The 22470-nt window shown below is 35.2% G+C and carries 20 protein-coding genes; 1 reads left to right on the top strand and 19 read right to left on the bottom strand.

Going from position 1 to position 22470, the window contains the following annotated elements:
• Positions 1-8: 8 nt before the first annotated feature.
• The 7 genes from pstA to R4Y45_RS03030 all read right to left on the bottom strand — a co-directional run bounded on the left by pstA (position 9) and on the right by R4Y45_RS03030 (position 8379).
• A complete protein-coding gene (pstA, locus tag R4Y45_RS03060; RefSeq protein ID WP_339969163.1) occupies positions 9-896 on the bottom strand; it encodes a phosphate ABC transporter permease PstA in 888 nt (295 codons plus the stop codon).
• Positions 896-1822: a phosphate ABC transporter permease subunit PstC gene (gene pstC / locus R4Y45_RS03055; protein ID WP_339969160.1), complete on the bottom strand. Its 927-nt coding sequence runs from the start codon at positions 1820-1822 to the stop codon at positions 896-898. The genes pstA and pstC overlap by 1 nt, the downstream gene beginning before the upstream one ends.
• A gap of 12 nt (positions 1823-1834) precedes the next feature.
• Entirely contained in the window at positions 1835-2695 is an 861-nt protein-coding gene (locus R4Y45_RS03050) for a phosphate ABC transporter substrate-binding protein PstS family protein (RefSeq protein ID WP_339969158.1), read from the bottom strand.
• A 19-nt stretch (positions 2696-2714) separates the two neighbouring features.
• Positions 2715-3831 (bottom strand): peptide chain release factor 2 gene (gene prfB / locus R4Y45_RS03045; protein WP_339969156.1). Its coding sequence is split into 2 segments (ribosomal slippage): positions 2715-3758 and positions 3760-3831, totalling 1116 coding nucleotides; the frame shifts between segments, so codons are not numbered across the junction.
• A gap of 56 nt (positions 3832-3887) precedes the next feature.
• A complete protein-coding gene (gene secA, locus R4Y45_RS03040) occupies positions 3888-6254 on the bottom strand; it encodes a preprotein translocase subunit SecA (RefSeq protein ID WP_339969153.1) in 2367 nt (788 codons plus the stop codon).
• Positions 6255-6379: 125 nt separating this feature from the next.
• Complete coding sequence (locus tag R4Y45_RS03035; protein ID WP_339969151.1) at positions 6380-7069, bottom strand: ComF family protein; 690 nt, start codon at positions 7067-7069, stop codon at positions 6380-6382.
• Positions 7060-8379 carry a DEAD/DEAH box helicase gene (locus tag R4Y45_RS03030; RefSeq protein ID WP_339969149.1) on the bottom strand — a complete coding sequence of 440 codons (1320 nt, stop codon included), beginning with the start codon at positions 8377-8379 and terminating at the stop codon, positions 7060-7062. Before R4Y45_RS03030 ends, R4Y45_RS03035 begins: the two co-directional genes overlap by 10 nt.
• Between R4Y45_RS03030 and R4Y45_RS03025 the strand changes: the two genes are divergently transcribed.
• Positions 8378-9004, top strand: a complete 627-nt coding sequence (locus R4Y45_RS03025) for a YigZ family protein (protein ID WP_339969147.1) — start codon at positions 8378-8380, stop codon at positions 9002-9004. The two genes, R4Y45_RS03030 and R4Y45_RS03025, sit on opposite strands and share 2 nt — an antisense overlap.
• A 17-nt stretch (positions 9005-9021) precedes the next feature.
• Here the strand turns inward: R4Y45_RS03025 and R4Y45_RS03020 are convergent, their stop codons facing one another.
• The 12 genes from R4Y45_RS03020 to R4Y45_RS02965 all read right to left on the bottom strand — a co-directional run bounded on the left by R4Y45_RS03020 (position 9022) and on the right by R4Y45_RS02965 (position 22384).
• Positions 9022-10155 (bottom strand): glycosyltransferase family 4 protein, encoded by a 1134-nt coding sequence (locus tag R4Y45_RS03020; protein WP_339969145.1) that lies wholly within the window; start codon positions 10153-10155, stop codon positions 9022-9024.
• A gap of 96 nt (positions 10156-10251) precedes the next feature.
• A complete protein-coding gene (gene rny, locus R4Y45_RS03015; RefSeq protein WP_339969143.1) occupies positions 10252-11814 on the bottom strand; it encodes a ribonuclease Y in 1563 nt (520 codons plus the stop codon).
• 102 nt (positions 11815-11916) lie between these two features.
• A complete protein-coding gene (gene recA / locus R4Y45_RS03010) occupies positions 11917-12975 on the bottom strand; it encodes a recombinase RecA (RefSeq protein WP_339969141.1) in 1059 nt (352 codons plus the stop codon).
• Between the two features lie 159 nt (positions 12976-13134).
• The gene (gene pgsA / locus R4Y45_RS03005) at positions 13135-13722 is read right to left on the bottom strand and encodes a CDP-diacylglycerol--glycerol-3-phosphate 3-phosphatidyltransferase (RefSeq protein ID WP_339969139.1); all 588 of its coding nucleotides are present in this window, start codon (positions 13720-13722) and stop codon (positions 13135-13137) included.
• A 2-nt stretch (positions 13723-13724) separates the two neighbouring features.
• Positions 13725-14606, bottom strand: a complete 882-nt coding sequence (locus R4Y45_RS03000; RefSeq protein WP_339969137.1) for a helix-turn-helix domain-containing protein — start codon at positions 14604-14606, stop codon at positions 13725-13727.
• 66 nt (positions 14607-14672) lie between these two features.
• Positions 14673-15938 (bottom strand): EF-P 5-aminopentanol modification-associated protein YfmH, encoded by a 1266-nt coding sequence (gene yfmH, locus R4Y45_RS02995; RefSeq protein WP_339969135.1) that lies wholly within the window; start codon positions 15936-15938, stop codon positions 14673-14675.
• Positions 15939-17147 (bottom strand): M16 family metallopeptidase, encoded by a 1209-nt coding sequence (locus R4Y45_RS02990; protein ID WP_339969133.1) that lies wholly within the window; start codon positions 17145-17147, stop codon positions 15939-15941.
• A gap of 1 nt (position 17148) precedes the next feature.
• A complete protein-coding gene (locus tag R4Y45_RS02985; protein ID WP_339969131.1) occupies positions 17149-19659 on the bottom strand; it encodes a DNA translocase FtsK in 2511 nt (836 codons plus the stop codon).
• Between the two features lie 30 nt (positions 19660-19689).
• Positions 19690-20082: a DUF1149 family protein gene (locus R4Y45_RS02980; RefSeq protein WP_339969129.1), complete on the bottom strand. Its 393-nt coding sequence runs from the start codon at positions 20080-20082 to the stop codon at positions 19690-19692.
• 16 nt (positions 20083-20098) lie between these two features.
• The gene (trmL, locus tag R4Y45_RS02975; RefSeq protein WP_339969127.1) at positions 20099-20614 is read right to left on the bottom strand and encodes a tRNA (uridine(34)/cytosine(34)/5-carboxymethylaminomethyluridine(34)-2'-O)-methyltransferase TrmL; all 516 of its coding nucleotides are present in this window, start codon (positions 20612-20614) and stop codon (positions 20099-20101) included.
• A 174-nt stretch (positions 20615-20788) separates the two neighbouring features.
• Positions 20789-21994 (bottom strand): AI-2E family transporter, encoded by a 1206-nt coding sequence (locus R4Y45_RS02970; RefSeq protein WP_339969125.1) that lies wholly within the window; start codon positions 21992-21994, stop codon positions 20789-20791.
• A 21-nt stretch (positions 21995-22015) separates the two neighbouring features.
• Entirely contained in the window at positions 22016-22384 is a 369-nt protein-coding gene (locus R4Y45_RS02965; RefSeq protein WP_339969123.1) for a PTS glucitol/sorbitol transporter subunit IIA, read from the bottom strand.
• Between the last annotated feature and the right edge of the window lie 86 nt (positions 22385-22470).

The following is a 22470-nucleotide window of genomic DNA, read 5'->3' as shown; positions in this document are numbered from 1 at the left end:
GTCTCTCCTTAGTTAGCACCTGTTAAACGTTTGTATAATCTTCTACCCCAGCTTCTAGCTATTAAGTTAAAAATTAAAACGGCTAAAATTAAAATTGCTGAAGAAGCTGTTGATACCGCATTTAAATCAGGAATAATTCCCTCGCCATTAATCTTCCAAATGTGAACAGCTAGTGTTTCTGCTGGTCTAAATGGATTCAAAGGACTGTTGATGTACAATGGATTCCAATTTGAAAAGTTTAACGCAGGTGAGCTTTGACCTGCAGTATAAATTAACGCTGCCGCTTCACCAAAAACACGTCCAGCTCCTAAAATAATCCCTGTAATCAAACTTGGCAATGCTTCAGGAATAATAACTCGTGTTACCGTTTCCCAACGTGATAATCCTAAGGCATATCCTGCTTCACGCTGTGTAAAGTGAATTGATTGTAAAGATTCTTCTACATTACGTGTTAACAGTGGTAGGTTAAATAGTGTTAAGGCTAGTGCTCCAGAGATAATTGAAAATCCAATTTTGAATTGAATAACAAATACTAAAAATCCAAATAATCCCACAACAACTGAAGGCAATGAACTCAAAATTTCGATTGCTGTTCTTACAAAATCAGTTAATTTATTTTTAGGTGCATATTCTGAAAGAAAAATTCCAGCTAGAATTGAAAGCGGAATTGAAATAATCATAGATAGAACTAGTAAATAAAAGGAGTTAAAAAGCTGTGCAGCAATCCCACCACCAGCTTCAAAAACTCGTGAAGGTGACACAATAAATGACCAACTAACGTGAGGTAATCCATTTATCAAAATATATGCCAGTAAAGCAGCTAAAATCAACACAATGATTCCTGCCATAGCATAAATAACACCTGTTGCTATTTTGTCAACGCGTTTTGGACTCATTATTTAGTGTTTCCTCCTTTGTTACCAATCCATCTAATCACTAAGTTAAAGATTAGAGACATCATCAATAAGATTAAAGCAAGTGACCAAAGAGCATTATTGCTCAATGTTCCCATTACTGAGTTCCCCATTCCCATGGTTAGTACACTAGTTAAAGTTGAGGCTGGTGTCGTTAAACTATTAGGAACAGTAAAGGCATTACCAATAACCATTTGAACCGCTAAAGCTTCACCAAAGGCACGCGCCATCCCAAACACGATAGCTGTTAAAATGCCTGGCATAGCAGAACGCAAAATAACTTTATAAATTGTTTGCCATCTAGTAGCAGCTAAGGCATAAGAGGCTTCACGATAATGTCTAGGTACTGAACGCAAGGCATCGACTGTCATCGAAGTTACAGTTGGTAAAATCATAACAAACAGTACAAATGTCCCTGCTAAAATACCAAAACCTGTCCCTCCAAAAACTGATCGAACAAAAGGCACGATAACTGATAATCCAATAAACCCATAAACAACTGATGGAATACCTACAAGTAGTTCAATTACAGGTTGTAAGATTCTCGCACCTTTTTTCCCGGCAACTTCAGTCATAAAGATAGCTGCAGCAATCGCAAAAGGAGTTGCAACAACGGCCGCTAAAATCGTCACTAAAAATGACCCTAAAATCATAGGTAAAGCACCAACAAGTGGCTTACCGTCAGCACCTTTAGCACCTGGATTCCATGTATTTCCTGTTAGGAAGTCCCAAAAATTAACACCATTTTGTGTAAAGGTTGAAATTCCTTTTGAGGCTACAAAATAAAAAATGGCTGCAACAACAGCTACAATAATAGCTATTGCTAAAAATGATATTGTTTTTCCAAAGGTTTCGCGTCTTGCAGCTTTGGATTTTTTCAGCATACTCTCTCTAATTGGATCGTTCATAAATCACACCTCTTATTCAATTGACTTAATTTGACCATCTAGTGTTTTTTCCACTTTCATATCTTTTATGGCAATGTAGCCCATTTTATTAACGATGTTATCTTGAACATCATCAGATAAAATAAAGTTTAAAAACTCATGAACACGTTCTTTTTCCATATCTTTTCTGATATACATGTGCTCATATGCCCAAATTTTCCAACGATTGTCAATAACTGTATCATGACTCAAGACAACACCATCAACAGCTGGTGTTTTAACTGTGTCATTGATATAACTGTATGATGAATAACTAATAGCTCCTGGTGTAGTGGCTACGATTTGACGAACCATTCCACTAGAATCCTGCTCTTGTGCTTTAACAGCTTTTTCACCATTTTTGAAGATTGCACTTTCAAACACAACACGTGTCCCACTACCTTGAGCTCTATTAATAACAGTAATAGGTAAATCATCTCCACCAAGTTCTTTCCAGTTCGTAATTTTTCCTGAAAAAATATCACTTAGTTGTTGTGTTGTTAGATTAGAAACTTTTAAATCAGGATTAACAATTGGAGTAATCCCAACGACTGCTACTCGATGATCAATCAATTGAGAAGCATCAATTCCTGACTTTTCTTCAGCGTATAAATCTGAATTACCAATATCAACGGCCCCAGCTTGAACTTGAGCTAATCCAGTTCCGGTTCCGCCTCCTTGAACATTAACATATAAATCTTGATGAATTTTTGAAAAGCTTTCACCTGCAGATTCAACTAACGGTTGCAGTGCAGAAGAACCAACGACATTCATCACTTCACCTTTAATCTGGCAACCCGTTGCGATGAACATTGTTGCAAGTAGTGTTAACAGTCCTAATATTTTTTTCTTCATACCTAATCTCCTGAGAGTTTTAATTATTATCTTGACGGCCTAAATGCCACTGTAAGTAAGCATACATAAAAGAATCAAGGTTTCCAAGCATCACACTTTGGCCATTTCCAACCTCATGTTGTGTACGATGATCTTTAACCATTGTATAAGGATGAAAGACATAAGACCTAATTTGTGAGCCCCAGCCTATTTCCAACTGCTCACCTTTAATCGCGGCTTTTTCCTGCTCTTGCTTTTCTTTTTCTAGTTGGAAAAGCTTTGCTTTCAGCATTTTCATTGCTGTCTCTTTATTTTGCAATTGCGACCTTTGCGCTTGTGAGCTTGTCACAATACCTGTCGGCAAATGCGTAATACGAACAGCAGATGATGTTTTGTTAACGTGTTGCCCACCGGCACCACTAGCGCGAAAAACATCAATTCGCAAGTCATCGTCATTAACATCGATATCAATTGAATAATCAATATCTGGCATCACTTCTACAGAAGCGAAAGAGGTGTGACGACGATTGGCAGAATCAAAGGGAGAAATTCGGACTAACCGATGAACCCCATGCTCTGATTTTAACATACCGTAAGCATTTTCACCTTTAATTGATAAACTCACACTTTTGATACCAGCTTCTTCTCCTGCTTGATAGTCATTGACTTCTACAGAAAAATGATGTTTATCTGCCCATTTTTGGTACATCCGAAGTAGCATTGATCCCCAGTCTTGCGACTCGGTGCCACCAGCACCTGGATGAATTTCAAGTAATGCATTTTTTGAATCATACTCATCGGAAAGTAATAAGCTTAACTCATAATTTTGCATTTTCTCGGTTAGGGATTCTAGTGATTTTTCAAGTTCAGTCTTTAATTCCGCATCGCCTGTTTCTTGGACAAGTTCAAACGATACTTTTGCATCATCTAATTCTTTGATTAATGCTAACAAATTATCATGTTTTTTCTTCATTAGATTTGTTTCATCAATCACTTTTTGAGCAGTTTGATGATTATTCCAAAAATCATTTTGGCTCATTTGATGTTCATTTAAAGCAATAGACTCTGCTAAACCATCGAGGTCAAAGAGACCCCCTGAATTGGGTTACTTTTTGATCAAGTTCGGATAGCAGTCTGACAATCTCATTATTTTCCACGGGGCACTTTTCCTCTCCATCAAAAAGCAGGTCGTATGTAACGGCCTGCCTATTTATTAACGACGCATGTTTTGACGAATTTCTGCTTTCATAAATAATCGTGTCACATCGTATTCGATATTTCCAATCATTTCTTCAAACATTTTAAATCCTTCTTCTTGATATTCAACTAAAGGATTCAATTGTCCGTATCCACGTAAACCAATTGACTGACGTAATTGTTCCATCGCATCAATATGATCAGTCCAACGATCATCAACCACACGTAAGATAACAACTTTTTCAAACTCTAAGAATTGCTGTGGATCTGGTAAATCTTGTGCTTTTTGAGCGTAACTTTCGTCCGCTAATTCACGCAAACATTTCTGAACAGCATCAGCATCCTTTAACTCTGAAAAATTAATTTGACTCACAACTTCTTCTGAAGCTAATGAATTAACCGCAAAATCTTTTAAAGCATCAGTATTCCAATCACTGACATTGCCTTGAGCATACAAGTTAACTTGTTGTTCAATTGTACGATAAACCATTGGCATTAAAATTGGCTTAAGGTCAATTCTTTCTTCAATAACTTGCATTCTTTGGCTATAAATCACTTCACGCTGTTCACGTAAAACATCATCATATTGAAGCGTTTGCTTACGTGTATCATAGTTATTACCTTCAACACGTTTTTGTGCAACTTCAACTTGACGAGTTAATAAACGACTTTCAATAACTTTGTCTTCGTCATCTCCTGAAATGCGGTCTAAGAAGGCTTTAACACGTTCTGAACCAAAACGTTTCATTAAGTCGTCTTCAAATGAGAGATAAAAGCGTGTTTCACCAGGATCACCTTGACGACCAGAACGTCCACGAAGTTGGTTATCAATACGACGTGACTCGTGTCGTTCAGTACCAATAACGGCTAATCCGCCAACTTCTTTAACACCAGGTCCTAGTTTAATATCGGTTCCACGACCAGCCATGTTAGTTGCAATCGTAACTGCTCCACGTTGACCTGCGTTTGTAATAATTTCAGCTTCTTTAAAATGGTTTTTAGCATTTAAAACAGCATGTGGGATATTTTCTTTTGCTAACATTCTTGAAAGTAATTCAGAAGATTCAACGGCAACAGTCCCTACCAATACAGGTTGGCCTTTTTGGTGACGAGCTTTGATATCTTTAACAACAGCTGAAAATTTACTTTCTAGTGTTGGATAAAGTAAATCTGGCAAGTCATTTCTTTGCACTTCACGGTTAGTTGGGATAGTGATAACTTGCATGTTATAAATTTCTCTAAACTCTTCTTGTTCAGTTTTTGCTGTCCCTGTCATCCCTGATAATTTAGCGTACATTCTAAACAAGTTTTGGTAAGTGATGTTAGCCATTGTTTTAGATTCGTTTTCGATTTTAACGTTTTCTTTAGCTTCAATAGCTTGGTGAAGACCATCAGAATAACGACGACCTTCCATTACACGACCGGTAAATTGATCAACAATCATAACTTTGCCGTCATCTACCACGTAATCAATATCATGTAACATTGTATAGTTAGCTCTTAATGCTTGATCAATATGGTGGTTCAATACGGTATTTTCAATATCGTATAAGTTACTTAAATTAAATGTCTCTTCGGCTTTACGAATACCATCTTCAGTTAAACTAATCGTTTTAGTTGGCCAGTCGATAGTGTAATCGTCTTCTTCTTTAAGTGTTTTAACGAATTTATCAGCACGAACATAATTAATAGTTGAATTTTCAACTGGTCCTGAAATAATCAATGGTGTTCTAGCCTCATCAATTAAAACAGAGTCAACCTCATCAACTACTGCAAAGTTTAACGGGCGTTGTACACGTTGTTCTTTATAAACAACCATGTTATCACGCAAGTAATCAAATCCAAGTTCACTGTTGGTTGAATATGTGATATCTGCATTATATGCTTCACGTTTTTCGTCAGAAGACATTTGGTTGAGGTTTAATCCAACTGTTAGCCCTAACCATTTATAAAGTTCTCCCATTTCTGTAGCATCACGAGAAGATAAGTATTCGTTAACTGTGACAACGTGAACACCTTTCCCACTTAACGCATTTAGGTAAACTGGCATTGTCGCTGTCAATGTTTTACCTTCACCGGTTCTCATTTCAGAAATATTACCTTCATGCAAGGCAATACCCCCCATAATTTGAACGTGGTATGGGTAAAGACCTAAAACACGTTTGGCTGCTTCACGAACAGTTGCAAAAGCTTCAGGTAAAATATCATCTAGTGTCTTACCTGACTCTAATTTTTGTTTTAATTCTGGTGTTTTTTGTTGTAGTTGTTCATCAGATAATGCTTCGAACTCTTTACCAAGAGCATCGACACTATCTGCTAATTTGCTAATACGTTTGACTTCATGATTATCATTTTCAATCCAACGTTTCAAAATATTTGCCATATATAAATTCCCTCAATTATGTTTTGATAATTAATATTTCTAACTCTTCCGTTAATAGTTTATCATTTATAATCAAAAAATTAAATTGCCTAACGACTAAATTGTCGCAATTTTATCAAATTAACTTACCTTGCAATTGTAAAACTATCAATTTGACCAAGAAACCCGACTTTTCTAATAGCATCCCTAGCATGATAGAGTGTTCTGCCGGTTGTATAGATATCATCCAACAGTAAAATTCTAGTATACTTATCAAATTTGAAATCTTGGCAAGTAAACATTTGTGTCGTCAATAGTCGTTCTTGTCGATTTTTTTCTCCCTGTGCTTGATAATGTTGCTGCTCAACATAAGTTAAGATTGATGTTGGTTTGATTATTTTTGAAAAAATCAGCTCAATATGATCAAATTGTCGTTCTTGACTATGCTTGGGACTAGATGGCAAACAAACGTAATAGTCGTATTGTTTTTTCTTTAGTTCTGATTCGATTAAAGCAACAAATATCTCACAGCTTGAAGCATCATGATACCGTTTATAACGTCTAATTAAATTTTTTAATTCTAAATTATACTGATAGCAAGCTGTATTTTTAAGACAATCATTTGGATAGATTATTTGCCACCTTCGACAATCATTACAGACGGCTTCTGCTACTAACTTTTTTTGACAAAATTGACACCTAGTTGTATTTTTTTGAATGTTTTCAAACTGCTGATAACAATCGTAGCAAATAAGCCGTTGCTGTTTTTGCCGAAACAATTGATATAAATTAAGTTCTTTGAATTGGTTTTGACAAAGTAGACACGTTAATCCCATTTATTCATCCTTTTAATTTGCTTAAGACATTGTTGAATAGCCGTCGTATAATGGTGGTAAAAAAAGTGAACTTCACCTTTAGGAAAATCCTTTTTCCTTCCTGCTCGGCCGGCTATTTGAACTAAAGATGATGTTTTAAAAATAGCATCATCGGCATTTAAAACAATAACTTGAACATCTTCAAAAGTGACCCCTCTTTCAAGAATCGTTGTCGTTAATAATACATCAACTTTACCCGCTCGAAACCACTCAACTTTTTGATGACGACATGGGTCTTTTGAACTAACCGTTTCAATTATAAGACTTGGATAAAAGTGCGCCAATTTGATTTTTAAATTTGGTAAATTAGCAATTTTATCGACAAAAATTAAAATAGGTTTTTGCGCTTTAATTAAGCGATTTAATAATTTTTTCAAACGAAAGTCTAGTAAAAAACGACCTATTGGCTGTTTTTGAAAAAGTAAGTGACATTTAGGAACTGGTAAACGATGACCATGATACCGTTTATTCAATAACAGGTAGTTTAATTGTTTTGACTTTACTTGATTAAGCAAGTTTTGACTAGGAGTAGCTGTCAGTAAAACTTTTTGGCCATTTGGTTTAATAGCTTGTTTCAAGGCATAGTGCAAAATCTCTGATGACTCAAATGGAAAAGCATCGACCTCATCTACAATTGCAACATCAAATGTTTTATAAAACTTCATTAGTTGGTGTGTTGTACAAATAATTAAAGGGTAATTGGAATTAATCGGGTGGGACTCACTGTGATATTTGCCAATACTAGTTGTTTTAAAAGCTAAAGACAGTCGCTCAAATAGTTCATCTACAACATCCACCCTTGGGCAGCACAAAACAACTCGCATCCCTTCTTGCAATGCAAAAGCTATCGATGCAAATAACATTTCCGTTTTACCTGCTCCTGTAACAGCGTGAATCAAGGTATCTTCTTTCTTTTTTAAATGAGATGTTAGCTGGTCTGAAATTTTTTGTTGTGCTTTAGTCAAACTCCCCTCCCATGTTAAACTAGAAGTAGTTACTTTTTTTAAGTTAGTGGTTGGAACACGTAATAACCAATCAGTTTCAAACACAGCTTTCAACTCTAGGCAGGCTGTGCATTGACGTACTTGCGTAGGTAAAGTATAAAACTCACTTTGACCACACCTCAAACACTTATTATTTTTAAAGGCGGGAACAAGTACACCTAGATGACTGAACTGCTTTTTTTGATTGCTTTTTATTAAAAATTGACGTCCGCTTAAATCATCTTGTTTAATCATATTAATAATTACACTATTAAGGAGTGATTTCATGAATTATTATACTATTAAAGAAGAAGCTGAATCTGAAATCGTCATTAAAAAGAGTCGCTTTATTGCAACATTTAAGCGTGCTTTTAATGAAGATGAAGCCAAAGAATTTATTGATAAAATAAAAAAACGACACCGCAGTGCCACACATAATTGCAGTGCTTATGTGATTGGTGAAAACAATGAACAACAACGCGCTCATGATGATGGTGAACCTTCAGGTACTGCTGGCGTACCTATGCTAGAAGCACTAAAGATGATGAATTTACAAAACGTTGTGGTGGTCGTAACCCGTTACTTTGGTGGTATTAAACTAGGAGCTGGTGGCTTAATCCGTGCCTACAGTAATGCTGTTTCAAAAGGCGCCGAAGAAATCGGCGTGGTCCATCGTGTCCTTCAACCCGAGCTAATTTTTCATGTTGATTATCCAAACCTTGGTAAAATTGACTACTTTTTGGAACAAAATGAAATTGTACTAGCTAAAAAGGAATTCGGAAGTGACATCTTAATTGGTATTTTTCTAGATGAGGTTGATATTGAACCAACAAAAGAAAAAATTACACAATTATTAAATGGTCAAGTTGAGTTTACAATCGGTGAAGCCCGTTATAATGAACTGCCAGCATAAAAAAATAAGTCCTTATTCTAGGACTTATTTTTTTTATCTATTTTGTGATCCATCTTAGAGACCACTTTGTCATTATGATTATTTTTTTGAATTTTTCGTCTAATAAACGATAACAATGGTTTGCGATTTGGCCCCATCAATCCAATTGATTCTACAAAAATTTCTAAAGCAAATGCCACAGCAACCAATAAGAACCAAACACCTTGAGCAGGCGATAGTACAAACAGCATTGCACAAAATGCAAAAATTAATGAAATTCCATAGATAGCCAGCACGGTTTGTCTATGAGTGAATCCCATTTGCATTAATTGATGGTGTAAGTGGTGTTTATCTGCTTGAGAGATTGGTTTTTTATTTAAAATACGTCTGAGCATGGCATAAATAGTATCTGTAATCGGCACTCCTAAAATAACGATTGGTACGATTGATGAAATTAATGTCACATTTTTCAAACCCTTTAGTGACAAAACCGCAATCATAAAGCCTAAAAATAACGCACCAGTATCTCCTAAAAAGATTTTAGCTGGGTGAAAGTTATAGGGCAAAAAGCCGATCAGAGCGGCGACTAATACAAAAGCCATCAACGAAACATAAGCATCGGTATTAACTAAAAAGAAAAAGCCGATAATCCCCATAGTCAATAAACTAATCATTGAAACCCCTGCAGCCAGTCCATCTAATCCATCAATTAAATTCACCGCATTAGTAAAGGCCAAAATCCAAAAAATGGTAATCGGAAAACTTAACCATCCTAAGTTAATTAACCCAACAAATGGTAAATAAAAATGAACCATCCTAACACCTGCTAACAAGTAAATGATAACAGCTGCTAAAATCATCCCTATCATTTTATATCGTGGCTTCAACTCTCGAATATCATCCACAATTCCAGTTAGGATAATGACAGACGCTGCCAAAAAAATACCAAATAGTTCATGTGTTGGAAACTGGTTTCGTAATAACACAAAAGTTGAAATTGAAAAGGTTATAAATAAACTTAACCCTCCGATAGTGGGCATAGGCTTTTTGTTGACACGACGAGCATTAGGATTATCGACTGCTCCTAATACAAATGCCAAGCGTCTAACAAATGGGGTTATAAATGCTGAAATTATAACCGTTAAAAACAAATTGACTATAATGTTATACATAATTTTTTGCTCCAATAACTAATTTATCTATTACAAATTATACAAGTGACCCACTTTAAATACAATTTAAAAAGCGAAGATACTAATATCTTCGCTTTATTTTGCATAGTCAATAGCTCTTTTTTCTCGAATAACCGTCACTTTAATGTTACCTGGGTATTCAAGTTGATCTTCAATTGTTTGTCGAATTTCATGTGACAAAATAACAATTTCATCATCTGAAACTTCTTCTGGTGATACCATGACTCTGATTTCTCGACCTGCTTGAATGGCAAATGTCTGTTTAACACCATCAAAGTTATTAGCAATGGCTTCTAGTTTTTCAAGTCTTCTAACATAATTTTCAAGTGATTCAGATCTTGCTCCTGGTCGAGCTGAAGAAATCGTATCAGCGGCTTGCACCAGTAAGGCAATAAAGGATGTCGGTTCAACATCCCCATGGTGAGAAGCAATGGCATTGATAACAACTTTAGGTTCGTGATACTTCGTTGTTAATTCAACCCCTATCTCAACATGTGACCCTTCTAATTCGTGATCAATAGCTTTACCTATATCGTGTAATAATCCCGCTCTTTTAGCTAGTTGTTCGTCTAGATCGAGTTCAGCTGCAAGATTACCGGCCAGTTGTGCCACTTCAATTGAGTGGTTTAAGACGTTTTGTCCATAACTGGTTCGGTAATTCAAACGTCCGACAATTTTAATTAAATCGGGATGCATATTGTGAATCCCAAGTTCAATTAAGGCATGCTCACCTGCTTGATAAATATCATCGTTGACATCTTTTCGTGACTTATCGACAATTTCTTCAATTCGTGCAGGGTGAATACGACCATCTTCGATTAATTTTTCAAGTGATCGTTTAGCAATTTCACGTCTAATTGGATCAAATCCGCTTAGCACAACAACTTCAGGTGTATCATCGATAATTAAATCTATTCCTGTTAGTGCTTCAAAACTGCGGATATTTCGTCCTTCACGACCTATTATTCGCCCTTTCATCTCATCATTAGGCAAATTAACAACTGAAACGGTTGTTTCAGCAACTGTTTCAGCAGCACCTTTTTGAATAGCTTGAACTAAAAGATTTTTGGCATGCTTATCGACAGCATTATCAATTTGTTCTTGATTTTGCTGAATTAAGTTTGCACGCTCATGTCTAAGTTCATCTGAAAGTTTGGTCAAAATCAATTGCTCAGCATCTTCTTTAGAAAGCTGTGCAATTTGATGAAGTTTTTCTTCTTGCTGAGTCACTAACTCGTCAGCGCTTTGCTTTCGTTGTGCCATGGCTGCTTTTAAATCATTAACTTGCTGTTCATTTTGACGAATTTGTTTTTCTCTTTGATCTAAAGAAATGTCTTTTCGATCAATCGTGTCTTCACGAGCAGCTAATCGATTTTCTTGCATTGAAATCGTGTCACGTCTTTGCTTTAACTCATCTTCAATTTGATTTCTATAGTGATAAGCTTCTTTTTGAGCTTGCAAAAGTGTTTCTTTTTTCAAAGTTTCTGCATTTCTTTTAGCATCATTCATAATTGATGTTGCTTCATCTTTAGCAGACTTCACTTTAATAGCATAAGCTCTTTTTTGAAGTCCATATCCTATTAGTAAACCAATAAACAATGTCGCAATAGCTAGGATTATTGTTATAATACTATTCATTATAAATCCCCTATCACTTTAAATTAATACACTATTTAATAGTAATTGTCATAACAGCTAATGTCAATAAATAAAAGCGATGAGCACTTAAGCCCATCGCTTTTATTTTTTGTTTTCAGCTTTATCTTCTGTTTGTGTATCAGTTGACTTTTCATCTGCTTGTTGAGCTTCTTCCAGCCCATAAGCTTGTCTAACTTTGTGTTTAATTTCATCATACATTTGCGGATTATCTTCAAGAAATTGCTTAGCATTTTCTCTACCTTGGCCAATTCTTTCTGTTCCATATGAATACCAAGCACCTGCTTTTTTGATGATATCCTTCTCAGCAGCCATATCAACAAGTTCTCCACTTTGTGAGATTCCTTGCCCATACATAATATCAACTTCTGCCACTCTAAATGGTGGGGCTACCTTATTCTTAACCACTTTAATTTTAGCTCTGTTACCTCGAACTTCGGTCCCGTTTTTAATTTGTTCAGCACGTCTAACTTCAAGCCTAACTGTTGAATAGAATTTAAGTGCTCGACCACCTGGAGTAGTTTCAGGGTTACCAAACATGATACCCACTTTTTCACGGATTTGGTTAATAAATAATGCAATTGTTTTGGTTTTATTGATTTGACCTGAAAGCTTTCTCAAAGCTTGAGACATTAATCGTGCTTGTAACCCAACATGAGAATCTCCCATTTCACCGTCAATTTCGGCTCTAGGTACCAAAGCAGCAACGGAGTCAACTACCACAATATCAACGGCACCACTAGAAACAAGTGCATCGGCAATTTCAAGTCCTTGCTCACCTGTGTCAGGTTGTGATAGTAGCAGTTCATCAATATCAACACCTAAGTTGGTTGCATATGCCGGATCCATTGCGTTCTCAGCATCAATATAAGCAGCTGTCCCACCGTTACGCTGAACTTCTGCAACTGCATGTAAAGCTACAGTTGTTTTACCAGAACTTTCTGGTCCATAAATTTCAACAATACGTCCTCTTGGAAAGCCACCTACACCTAACGCTGTATCTAAAGCAATAGATCCAGATGATACAGTAGAAATACGCGTATCGGCTTTTTCACCCATTCGCATAATAGCACCTTTACCGTAGTTCTTTTCGATTTTTTTAAGCGCCATGTCTAAAGCCGCTTTTCTTTCGTCTTTTACCAAATTTGTCCCTCCTTCATCTCAATTATCGAGATGACTATCGTAGATATCTAGTTTAATTGTTCTTTATCAAAATTGCAAGCAAAACAGAACAAATGTTCTATTTTGCTTTGACACTATTTAATTACGCTATCTAATAAAAATAACGCTCTCAAAAGAACGTTATTTTTTAAATGAATCTGCAAAAATTTGACGGTTTTGATAGAAATAGTCAATTCCTGACCAAACAGTAAATACTAAACAAATCCAAAGTAATATCTCACCTATTGGCAAATGAATTAAATTAAAAATCATATTATTTAGTAATAAAAATGTAATAGCAGTCATTTGAGAAAAGGTTTTAATTTTGCCTAGTATTGCTGCAGAAAGGACCTTGCCATTTTCTTCAACAATTAATAACCGCAAACCTGTTACAGCTAATTCCCGACAAACGATAATTGCAATCATCCATGCAGGTGCCTTATCAATGGCAATCAACAAAACAAATGCCGTGATAACTAACATTTTATCTGCTAAAGGATCAGCAAATTTACCAAAATTGGTTACTAGATTATTCTTGCGAGCAATATAGCCATCTAAAAAATCTGTAAATGAGGCAACCACAAAAATAATTGCTGCAATTAATTGAAATAGTGGCAGTGATGTTCCCATAATAGTCAATGTATCAGTCCAAAAACCGCCGACTAATACAATGATAAATATAGGTATTAAGATTATTCTAAAAACGGTTAGTTGATTAGGAATATTCATTATTAGCCCTCAAAGTTAAATGTCAATTGGCGAGTCATACCCAACTGATTAGCGTTTTCTAAAGGTACTTCTTGGTTATTTAATAGTAATTGCGTTGTGCCAATATTACCACTGTTGATAACCATTGTTGTCGCATTTTGTGGCAATGAAACTACCTGAGATTGATTTGCAGCTAATGTTCCCTGCCAAACCATTGAACCATTAACCGTAACACCTAACCACACTGGTTGACCTTTACTTTGTAACACTAAGTTATGAGCTGCTTCTGTCAATTTTGAAACTGTATATTGATTTGTGCCACTCAATTTAATGCTGTTAGCAGAAGCAATAGCTGAACTTGAGCTAAGTGATGACTCTGAAGTACTTGATTGACTTTCACTTGAACTACTGCTTTGGCTCTGACTTGATTCTGATTCAGATTGTGAGCGACTTGTCATAATTACTTGGTTATCACTATTATTTGATGATGCAGGTTTTGCAAAAACGCGACTAAAGATGAAGACAACCAATGCTAGCACAATGATAATAGCTAACGTTATGATAATGTGGGGAACATAATTCTTCCAAATTCCCTTTTTGTTATTGGTTGTACGTTTAACTTCATCACTCTTATTATCTATTGAATTTTCAACATATGTATCTGGTTTAGTTTTAGGTAAGTCTTTTTCAACACTTTCAAAAAACTCTTTTGAATCATATCCCAGAGCTTGAATGTATTGTTTAACAAAAGCTCTAACATAAAACTCACCAGGAAGCTGGTCAAATTCACCTTGTTCAATATTTATTAAGTAACGCTTTTGTATTTTTGTACGTGCCTGTATATCATCAATTGATAACCCCTTTTCAACACGTAAATCATGTAGTCTTTGACCTATTTCATTCATATCCAACATTCCATCTTTCTAAAACTTTGTAGCTAATTATACCATATATTAAAACTGTGGTTTAGTCTATTTGTCAACATTATTTTGATTAAATAAAATAGCAGTTTGAGAAGTAGATTGTGTTTTAATCTCACTGATTAGTTTTGTACATGTTTCAAATGAAATATTTTGAATGTCCGTATAGTATTGGTAGTAATCCTCTTGATCAAAAATACTTTCAATGAACTCAATACCATAACCTTCGAAATCATCCAATTGACGAATTTCTTGTCCAAATAATTTGCGCTTTTGTCGTTCAAAATCACTTTGGTTAATTGATGCGTTGAAGAACGCCTCTTTAATTAGAGTAGCAGCCTCTTGGGGATTTTGTGATGTCCCGCTAACAATTGCAAAATCGCCTTGTCGATTAAAATTGATATCAAAATCAATCTCACCATTAACTAAATTTTGTTTTTGTAAATCTTGATATAATTGACCACTTAAACCAAATAAAGTTTCCATTAAGATTTGCATAGCAATATACAATTGAGGTCTAGCAACATCAAAATCATGTTCGCTAAACTTGATACCGATTGAAAACTTAGGTGACTCTACTTTACCTTCGACTTTAACTACTTTTGACTCTTCATCTTTGAAAGTTGTTTTTTCTTCAACAATATTACTTGAATTTGATTTAATTTGCTTAACTGTTGCTTCGATTTCATCAATTAAATGATTAAAATCTAAATCGCCAACTACCACTAGCTTCATGTTTTGGGCAGAGTAATACTCATTGTATGCGTCAGTTAGCGTTTGAGCCGTGATTGTTTGCAGTGAGTCTTCTGTTCCGACAACTTCTTGACTTAAAGGTTCATCGCCATACATCATATGCATTAATCGATTATTTAGTTGCCAATCTGGCATATCTTGGTACATTTTTAATTCTTGTAAAATAATTTCTCGTTCAGTATCCACATTTTTCTCTGTGAAATAAGGATTTGCTACCAACTCAACCAACGTTTTTATATTTTCGTATGTGTGATGTGTGAAATTAGCAAAATACATCGTTTCATTATACGAAGTAAAAGCGTTAGAGGACGCTTCATACTGTTCGAATTTATCCGTAATATCACCATAAGGTTTAGCAAAAAGTTGGTGTTCTAAAAAGTGGGCGGTACCTGCTGGCAATGTGAAATCACGAGGTTGATCAGCACCGCCATAATTAATCATTACTCCCGCAAATTTTTGCGCAAAGCCTTTTTTTTCGATATAAAACAGATCAAACCCATTCGAAAATGTATGGTGATGAACCTGTTCGTGATAGGGATTAGTTTGCATATTAGCTCCTTTCATCTACTTAATAATCACTTTCATTGGTCGGGTTAACTGCTTAGCAAAATCAACAACCTGTTGTTTTGTTACACTATTAACTTGTTTAGCAAAATCTGACTGCTTCATTTTTCTTAATTGCGCAATCAGTTCAGACTGCACTTTAAATTGTGGCATTTCTTGTAAAATCAGCCTATGACTAATTAATTGTTGCTTGGCTGTTTGTAATAAATCTTCCTGCCAAGCGCCATCGCTAACTTTTTGAATTTGTTCTTCAATAATTTCAGAAGCTTGAGTCACTGAATCAGATAATAAGCTAGTCTGAATCATCACAAGATTATTGTAAAAGTAATAATCACTAAAGACAGAGTATACTAGCCCTGCTTTTTGTCTAACTTCTTGGAATAATAAAGAATATTCGTCTCCACCTAAAATTTGAGAAAACACTAAGCCTAAAATAGGAGTTTGATAATCTTCTTGTGTCTGATAACCATAAACGAGCTGTGTTTGATTATAGCCATAGTCAAATTCAAGTCGTGTATCAATTTGACCCGATTTTGTTTTAAGATTATCTTGGCCAAAACCGCTAGTATTTAACTTATCAAATGCGGTACTTTGCAGAATAGATGTCATTTTTTCAGGATCTTTAGCATAAGCAATAACAGTTGCTGGTGCCTGCACTAAGTCTTGATAATAATTTTTTAAATCAGAAACTGATAAACGACTAACTAACTCTAAATCACCAAAAATTGGATTTTGAAAATCAGGATAATCTTGGTAAAACGCTTTAAAAAAGACCTGGTATGCCTTATTAGAAGCTACTTCGTTAAAAGACTCATAATCATGTTTTACTTGCTTTTTAGCTAACTGCAACTGATGTTCAGGTTGATTTTTAAAGTTAGGGTTAAAGACCATCTCTTCAAAAAATCGCACAATCGTTTCGTAATTATAAGTCTCATCATCCACTAAATCAGGTTCAATAAAGTTCCCTTCTGCACGCACAATGATAGTATTTCCATAAATTTGTGGTCTCGTCTCAAATTTTGCTGCATAAAGATAATCAGCATGTGCTTCTAATTTTTGCTGGGTATCATATTCTTGCGTTCCAAGTTGTTGATAATTACTTAAAAGCGTTAAGTAAGATAAGTTTTCTTTTGTCAGGGGTAATTTAAAAAAACAGCCAATGCTGACTGTTTTAAAATTATCATTTTTTAAAATTGTTGCAGTTGTCATTTTATTCACCTTCTGTTTCGTCTTGACTTGTTTCAATTTCATAAACTTTACGCGGCTTGCTACCTTCATAAGGGCCAACTACGCCTCTATCTTCCATCTCATCAATTAGTCTAGCAGCACGGTTGTACCCTATTCTAAATCGTCTTTGCAACATGGAAACACTTGCTGAACGTTGTTTTTGAACTAATGCCACTGCTTCATCATAATACTCATCTTCTGGTGGTTCATCATTATCTTGCTCTCCGTTACCAGAAGCATTAGGCAACATTTTTTCATCATATTCGACTTCTTTTTGTTTTGAAACAAAAGCAACAACGTGCTCAACTTCTTCAACTGAGATGAATGATGCTTGGATCCGAGTTGGCTTATTAGAACCAATTGGTACAAATAACATATCACCATGACCCAGTAGTTTTTCAGCACCTTGACTATCTAGAATCGTGCGAGAATCAATCCCACTTGAAACTGCAAAAGCAATTCTTGATGGCACATTAGCCTTAATTAGTCCTGTAATGACATCTACAGATGGTCTTTGAGTTGCAATGATCATGTGAATCCCAGCAGCACGAGCCATTTGCGCTAAACGCACGATAGCAGATTCAACTTCATTTCCTGCGACCATCATTAAATCAGACAACTCATCAATGATAACGACAATATAAGGTAGTTTTTCCATCACTGGATTAGTCGTATCTGCATTATTTTGAGCAACTTTTTGATTATATTCAGTCATATTACGGACACCTGAAGCCGCAAATAATTCATAGCGACGTTCCATTTCTTTGACCGCTTTTTTCAAAGCATTAGCGGCTTTTTTAGCATCCGTTACAACAGGAATCATTAAGTGAGCAATGCCATTGTAAACCGATAACTCAACCATTTTAGGATCAATTAAAATCAATTTTAATTCATCAGGTGTGGTTTTCATTAGTAAACTTGTAATAATAGCATTGATTGACACAGATTTCCCACTACCTGTTGAACCTGCAATTAGCAAGTGGGGCATTTTAGTTAAATCTGCTGAAATTATTTCACCAGTAACATCTTTTCCCAGTGGTACTGACAATGGCTTTTGTTTGTCTTCGGGATCTTGTTTTTCAATACTTTCTCTAAAGTAAACAGGCAGTGTTTGTTTATTTGGAACTTCAATCCCAACATAAGGCTTTCCTGGGATTGGTGCTTCAATTCGGATATCTTTAGCTGCTAATGCTAAAGCCAAATCATCAGCCAAATTCACGATTTTGCTTACCTTTACACCGATATCCGGTTGCACCTCATACTTAGTTACAGAAGGTCCTAGGTCAGCTTTTTTTACCTCAACTTTAACGCCAAAACTTTCAAACGTTTTTCGTAATTTTTCTTTATTTTCTTCAATAAATTCACGTTCTTCTGACTGATCCACTTCTGGTGAAGGCGCCAATAAATCCAAAGGTGGTTTATGATAGATACCTTGATTGCCTGCTGATTCTTTTGATGTGTTTTCAGTTAAATCAGGTGCACTTTGTAAACTTTCTTCCATTGTTTGCGTTTTAGGTAAATCAACTTCAGACAATGAATCTTCTTTTGCTTGTGATTCTGATGGCGTTTGCTTAATATCTGGTTCTGTTTGCGATTTGAATTTTTCTCTGCGACTAAAGTCTGCATACTTATGATCATCTAATTCATCAACAGATTGCTTTTGATTAACATCTGGGTGTGTTGAAACAACCTGTTGTGTTGGTTGTTTTTCAACTTCTTTAGGAGCTGGATGTGATGAGTCATTATTATTTAATGATTCAGGTGCTTTAGCTTTATCGGATTTTTTAGTATCAAAATCAGTTGTATTAGGAAAGTCGACGTTATGTTCAACTTTTTGTTTTTTCTTTTCAACAAAGTCACTATACTTTTGTTTTGAATTCTCAACCACATCTTGCGTTTGATTAATAACCTTTTTACTATTGTCTTGAAAAATATTAATAAAACTTGCAAAAGAAACATCAAAAAAGAGTAGCAAACCGACCATAATTAAAATAGCTGAAATCAAGTAAATTCCGACATTTCCAACTAACGGATTCAAAATAGTCAATAAACCAACACCTAAGATACCACCGCTAAATTGACCACTTCCAGGATTTTTGAATCCCTCAGTAGCCTCATGTAAAAATGAACCGATATAGTCCGTGGCTAACCCGATTTTATTAAAATGTAAAGTTGAAATAATACATAGCACAAATAAATATGCTAATCCAAAACCAACATAACGCTTGGCTGAAAGCTTAGGCAGTTTCTCGTAGATAATCATCCCCAGACCGATGATAAAGGTGGCAATTGCCGCAAACCATACGGTTTCCCCTACAAAAAACTGATAACAGTTTGCTAGTTGGTTACCAAGCCAACCAAACTTAAAGAAAGAAAAAATCGAAATGAAGATGATAATAATTCCCGCAATAACAAAATTAAAATCTTTTTTCTTAGGCTTCTTTGTCTGAGGTTTTTTCTTTTTTGTTGCTGGTGCTTTTTTCTTCTTAACCATCTTTTTATCTCACCATTTAAATCTAATTTACTATCTGTTAGGTCTAAAAGTTAACCGTACAGGTTCATCTAAAGTTACTTCTGTAATAGCGTACACTAATTCTTCAATCTTTTCGATTAAAGGACGTGTCATTTCTTCAAGTGATCCCCCATCTAGCTCATTTGCTTCACCATAATAATCAATAGTTTGAATGAGTTGGCTCACTTGTCCGGTTACTTTGATGCCACTATCTTGTGGGACAATTTCAAACGGCACTTTCATTTCAAAGTAATGCCCTTCTTCACCTTTATCAAGTTCGCCATTACTATGGGTAATATTCATACGGTTCATTGTGACATTTAAATCGTTTTTGACTTGTGATTCTGGTTTAACTAAATCGTAATGAAAAGAGTTCACAACCACCTGATTTTTTTTTAATTGCATCTGTCATTCCTCCTAATTAATCTTTTAATTTATCGTGTTTATAGTGTAGTTCACGTTTTAAGTCTAAAAAGTTTTGCTGGCGTAGTGCTTCGTAAATAATAATTGCTGCTGTATTTGACAAATTAAGCGCTCTAATTTTATCTGTCATAGGAATTCTAAGCGCTTTTTCTTCATGATCTTTCATAAAGTCTTCAGGTAAACCTGTCGTCTCTTTTCCAAACATAAAATAATAATTTTTATTTGGATCTTGATAAGAAACATCAGCGTAGGTTTTTGAGGAAAACTTAGTGATTAAAAATAACTCATCATTTTCTCCCAATGTTTGCATAAACGCTTCCAAATTCTTGTGGTAATGAATATCAACGTCATTCCAGTAATCTAGTCCCGCTCTTTTCAAATGCTTATCATCTGTCTTAAACCCTAAAGGTTCAATTAAGTGTAAGCTAGTTTTTGTTCCTGCTGCGGTTCTTGCAATGTTTCCGGTGTTAGCAGGAATTAAAGGTTCATATAAAACGATATGATTTTGTGTCATTTGTATTTTTCTCCTTGTTTACCAAAAAAAAAACGTACCGCCTCGGTGGTTGACACAGCAAGGCGTTACGTTAATGGGATTTTTTCGCAAGTTTTTATCAAGTTAACCTAATAAAAGCCTACGTCAAAGCCGTATTTCTACTATACTACTTATCGCGTATTTTCGCAACAGTTGTCACGAGTTCTTAGCCTCTTTTTCTTGCGATTGAGATTTATCAGGAAGTTTTTCTTCTTGCTCGTAAAGACCGCTTTTTTCGCTGTAAATTTTGAATGCACGTTGCACAATAGTTTTAGCAACTGCATAAACAGGAATCGCAACAATAGCACCTAGTAATCCCCCAACAGCGCTGGCACCAATTAACAGTAAAATGGTTGTTGCTGGGTGCATATTCATTTTATTCCCCATTACCATTGGGCTAATCACACGGCTTTCAACTGTCTGCTCGATTGCAAAAACAATTAAAACCTTGATTAACATGTCTGGAAAAGGTGGTGTACATACTGCGATAATCAATGCCGGAATTAATGCAATAAATGTCCCAAAGTAAGGAATTAGATTTAAGAATGCTGCTAATACACCTAAAATAATGCCATAGCTTTGACCAATTGCAACATATCCAACTGAAAATATGACACCTACCCAAAAAGCAACTGTCAGCTGTCCTCTAACGTAAGCCGCAATTGATTGATTGATTTCGCTCATCAATTCACCCATTGAACGACGGTATTTTGTAGGGACAACTTTTGAGATATTTTGTTTAATCTTGTCGCCGTCTTTTAACATAAAGAACAAGACAACTGGTGCTGTAATCAAGGTTACAAACACGCTAGAAACAAAATTAACCGCTGAGCCAATTTGATTGAAGAATCCATTAACACTCTCATTTAAACTAGAAGAAATGCTTTTTTGAATTTGATCTGCATATTGCTCAAACGTTTGCTGGAATGAGGATAGTCTTGGATTTTGACTTAGATTATTCAATGTATCTCTTGATGATTCCCAAATCTGAGGCCAATTACGCAGTAATGACTCAATTTGAGATTGAACAATCGGAATCAAAGAAAAAATCGTCCAAACAACTAAAACCAACACTAATACGAGTAAAGCAATAATTGTAAAAACCCGAGGAACCTTAAATTTTCTTTCCATAAAGTTAACGACAGGATTCATCAAATAGTATTGAACTACTGCAAACAACACCGGCATCAAAATTGCATTAATAAATGTAAAAATCGGCGTGAAAATATACGATACCTGACTCAAACCAAAAATGATTAATAAACAAAGCATCACATTTAATAAAATAACGGTTGCTTTATTGTTTAAAAACCACTGTTCAAACCAGGTCTTTAAAACCTTTTTAGATTGTTTTTTATCCATAAAGCCACGACCTAACCCTAACTATTTAAGCTTGTAAGTGATTGTACTACCTGATTTAAATAGGTGATCTTGGTTCTTATCACCATCTAAATAAATCGTATTTTCCATTGGTTCGCCTTCGATTGGACCAAACATCACTACTGCATGTGCGATATCTTTTAAGTTATCATTAACTAAACGACCAACTTGTTGAACATTAAAAGATTGACCATCAATTTCGATTGCATCCCCTGCTTTAATGTCAAACTGAGCTAAGTTTTCTTTATCTTTAAATTCTTGTTGGATGCTTACCTCAGCAATATCTGCTGTAATGCTTTCATCAAATAAAATGTAAACATGCTTTTCAAAAGCTTTGGCTCCAATTGATTTTATAACTGCTGTAAATTCCATCAAACTAACTCCCTTTTTCATTTTAATTTTATAATAACATAGTTTAATTTTAGCATATAGTGATAAATAATTTATGCTATACTTCG

The sequence above is a fragment of the Holzapfeliella saturejae genome, assembly GCF_037546065.1.
In the GTDB taxonomy this organism is placed as follows: Bacteria; Bacillota; Bacilli; order Lactobacillales; family Lactobacillaceae; genus Holzapfeliella; species Holzapfeliella saturejae.
This window is presented reverse-complemented; position numbering and strand designations above follow the sequence as displayed.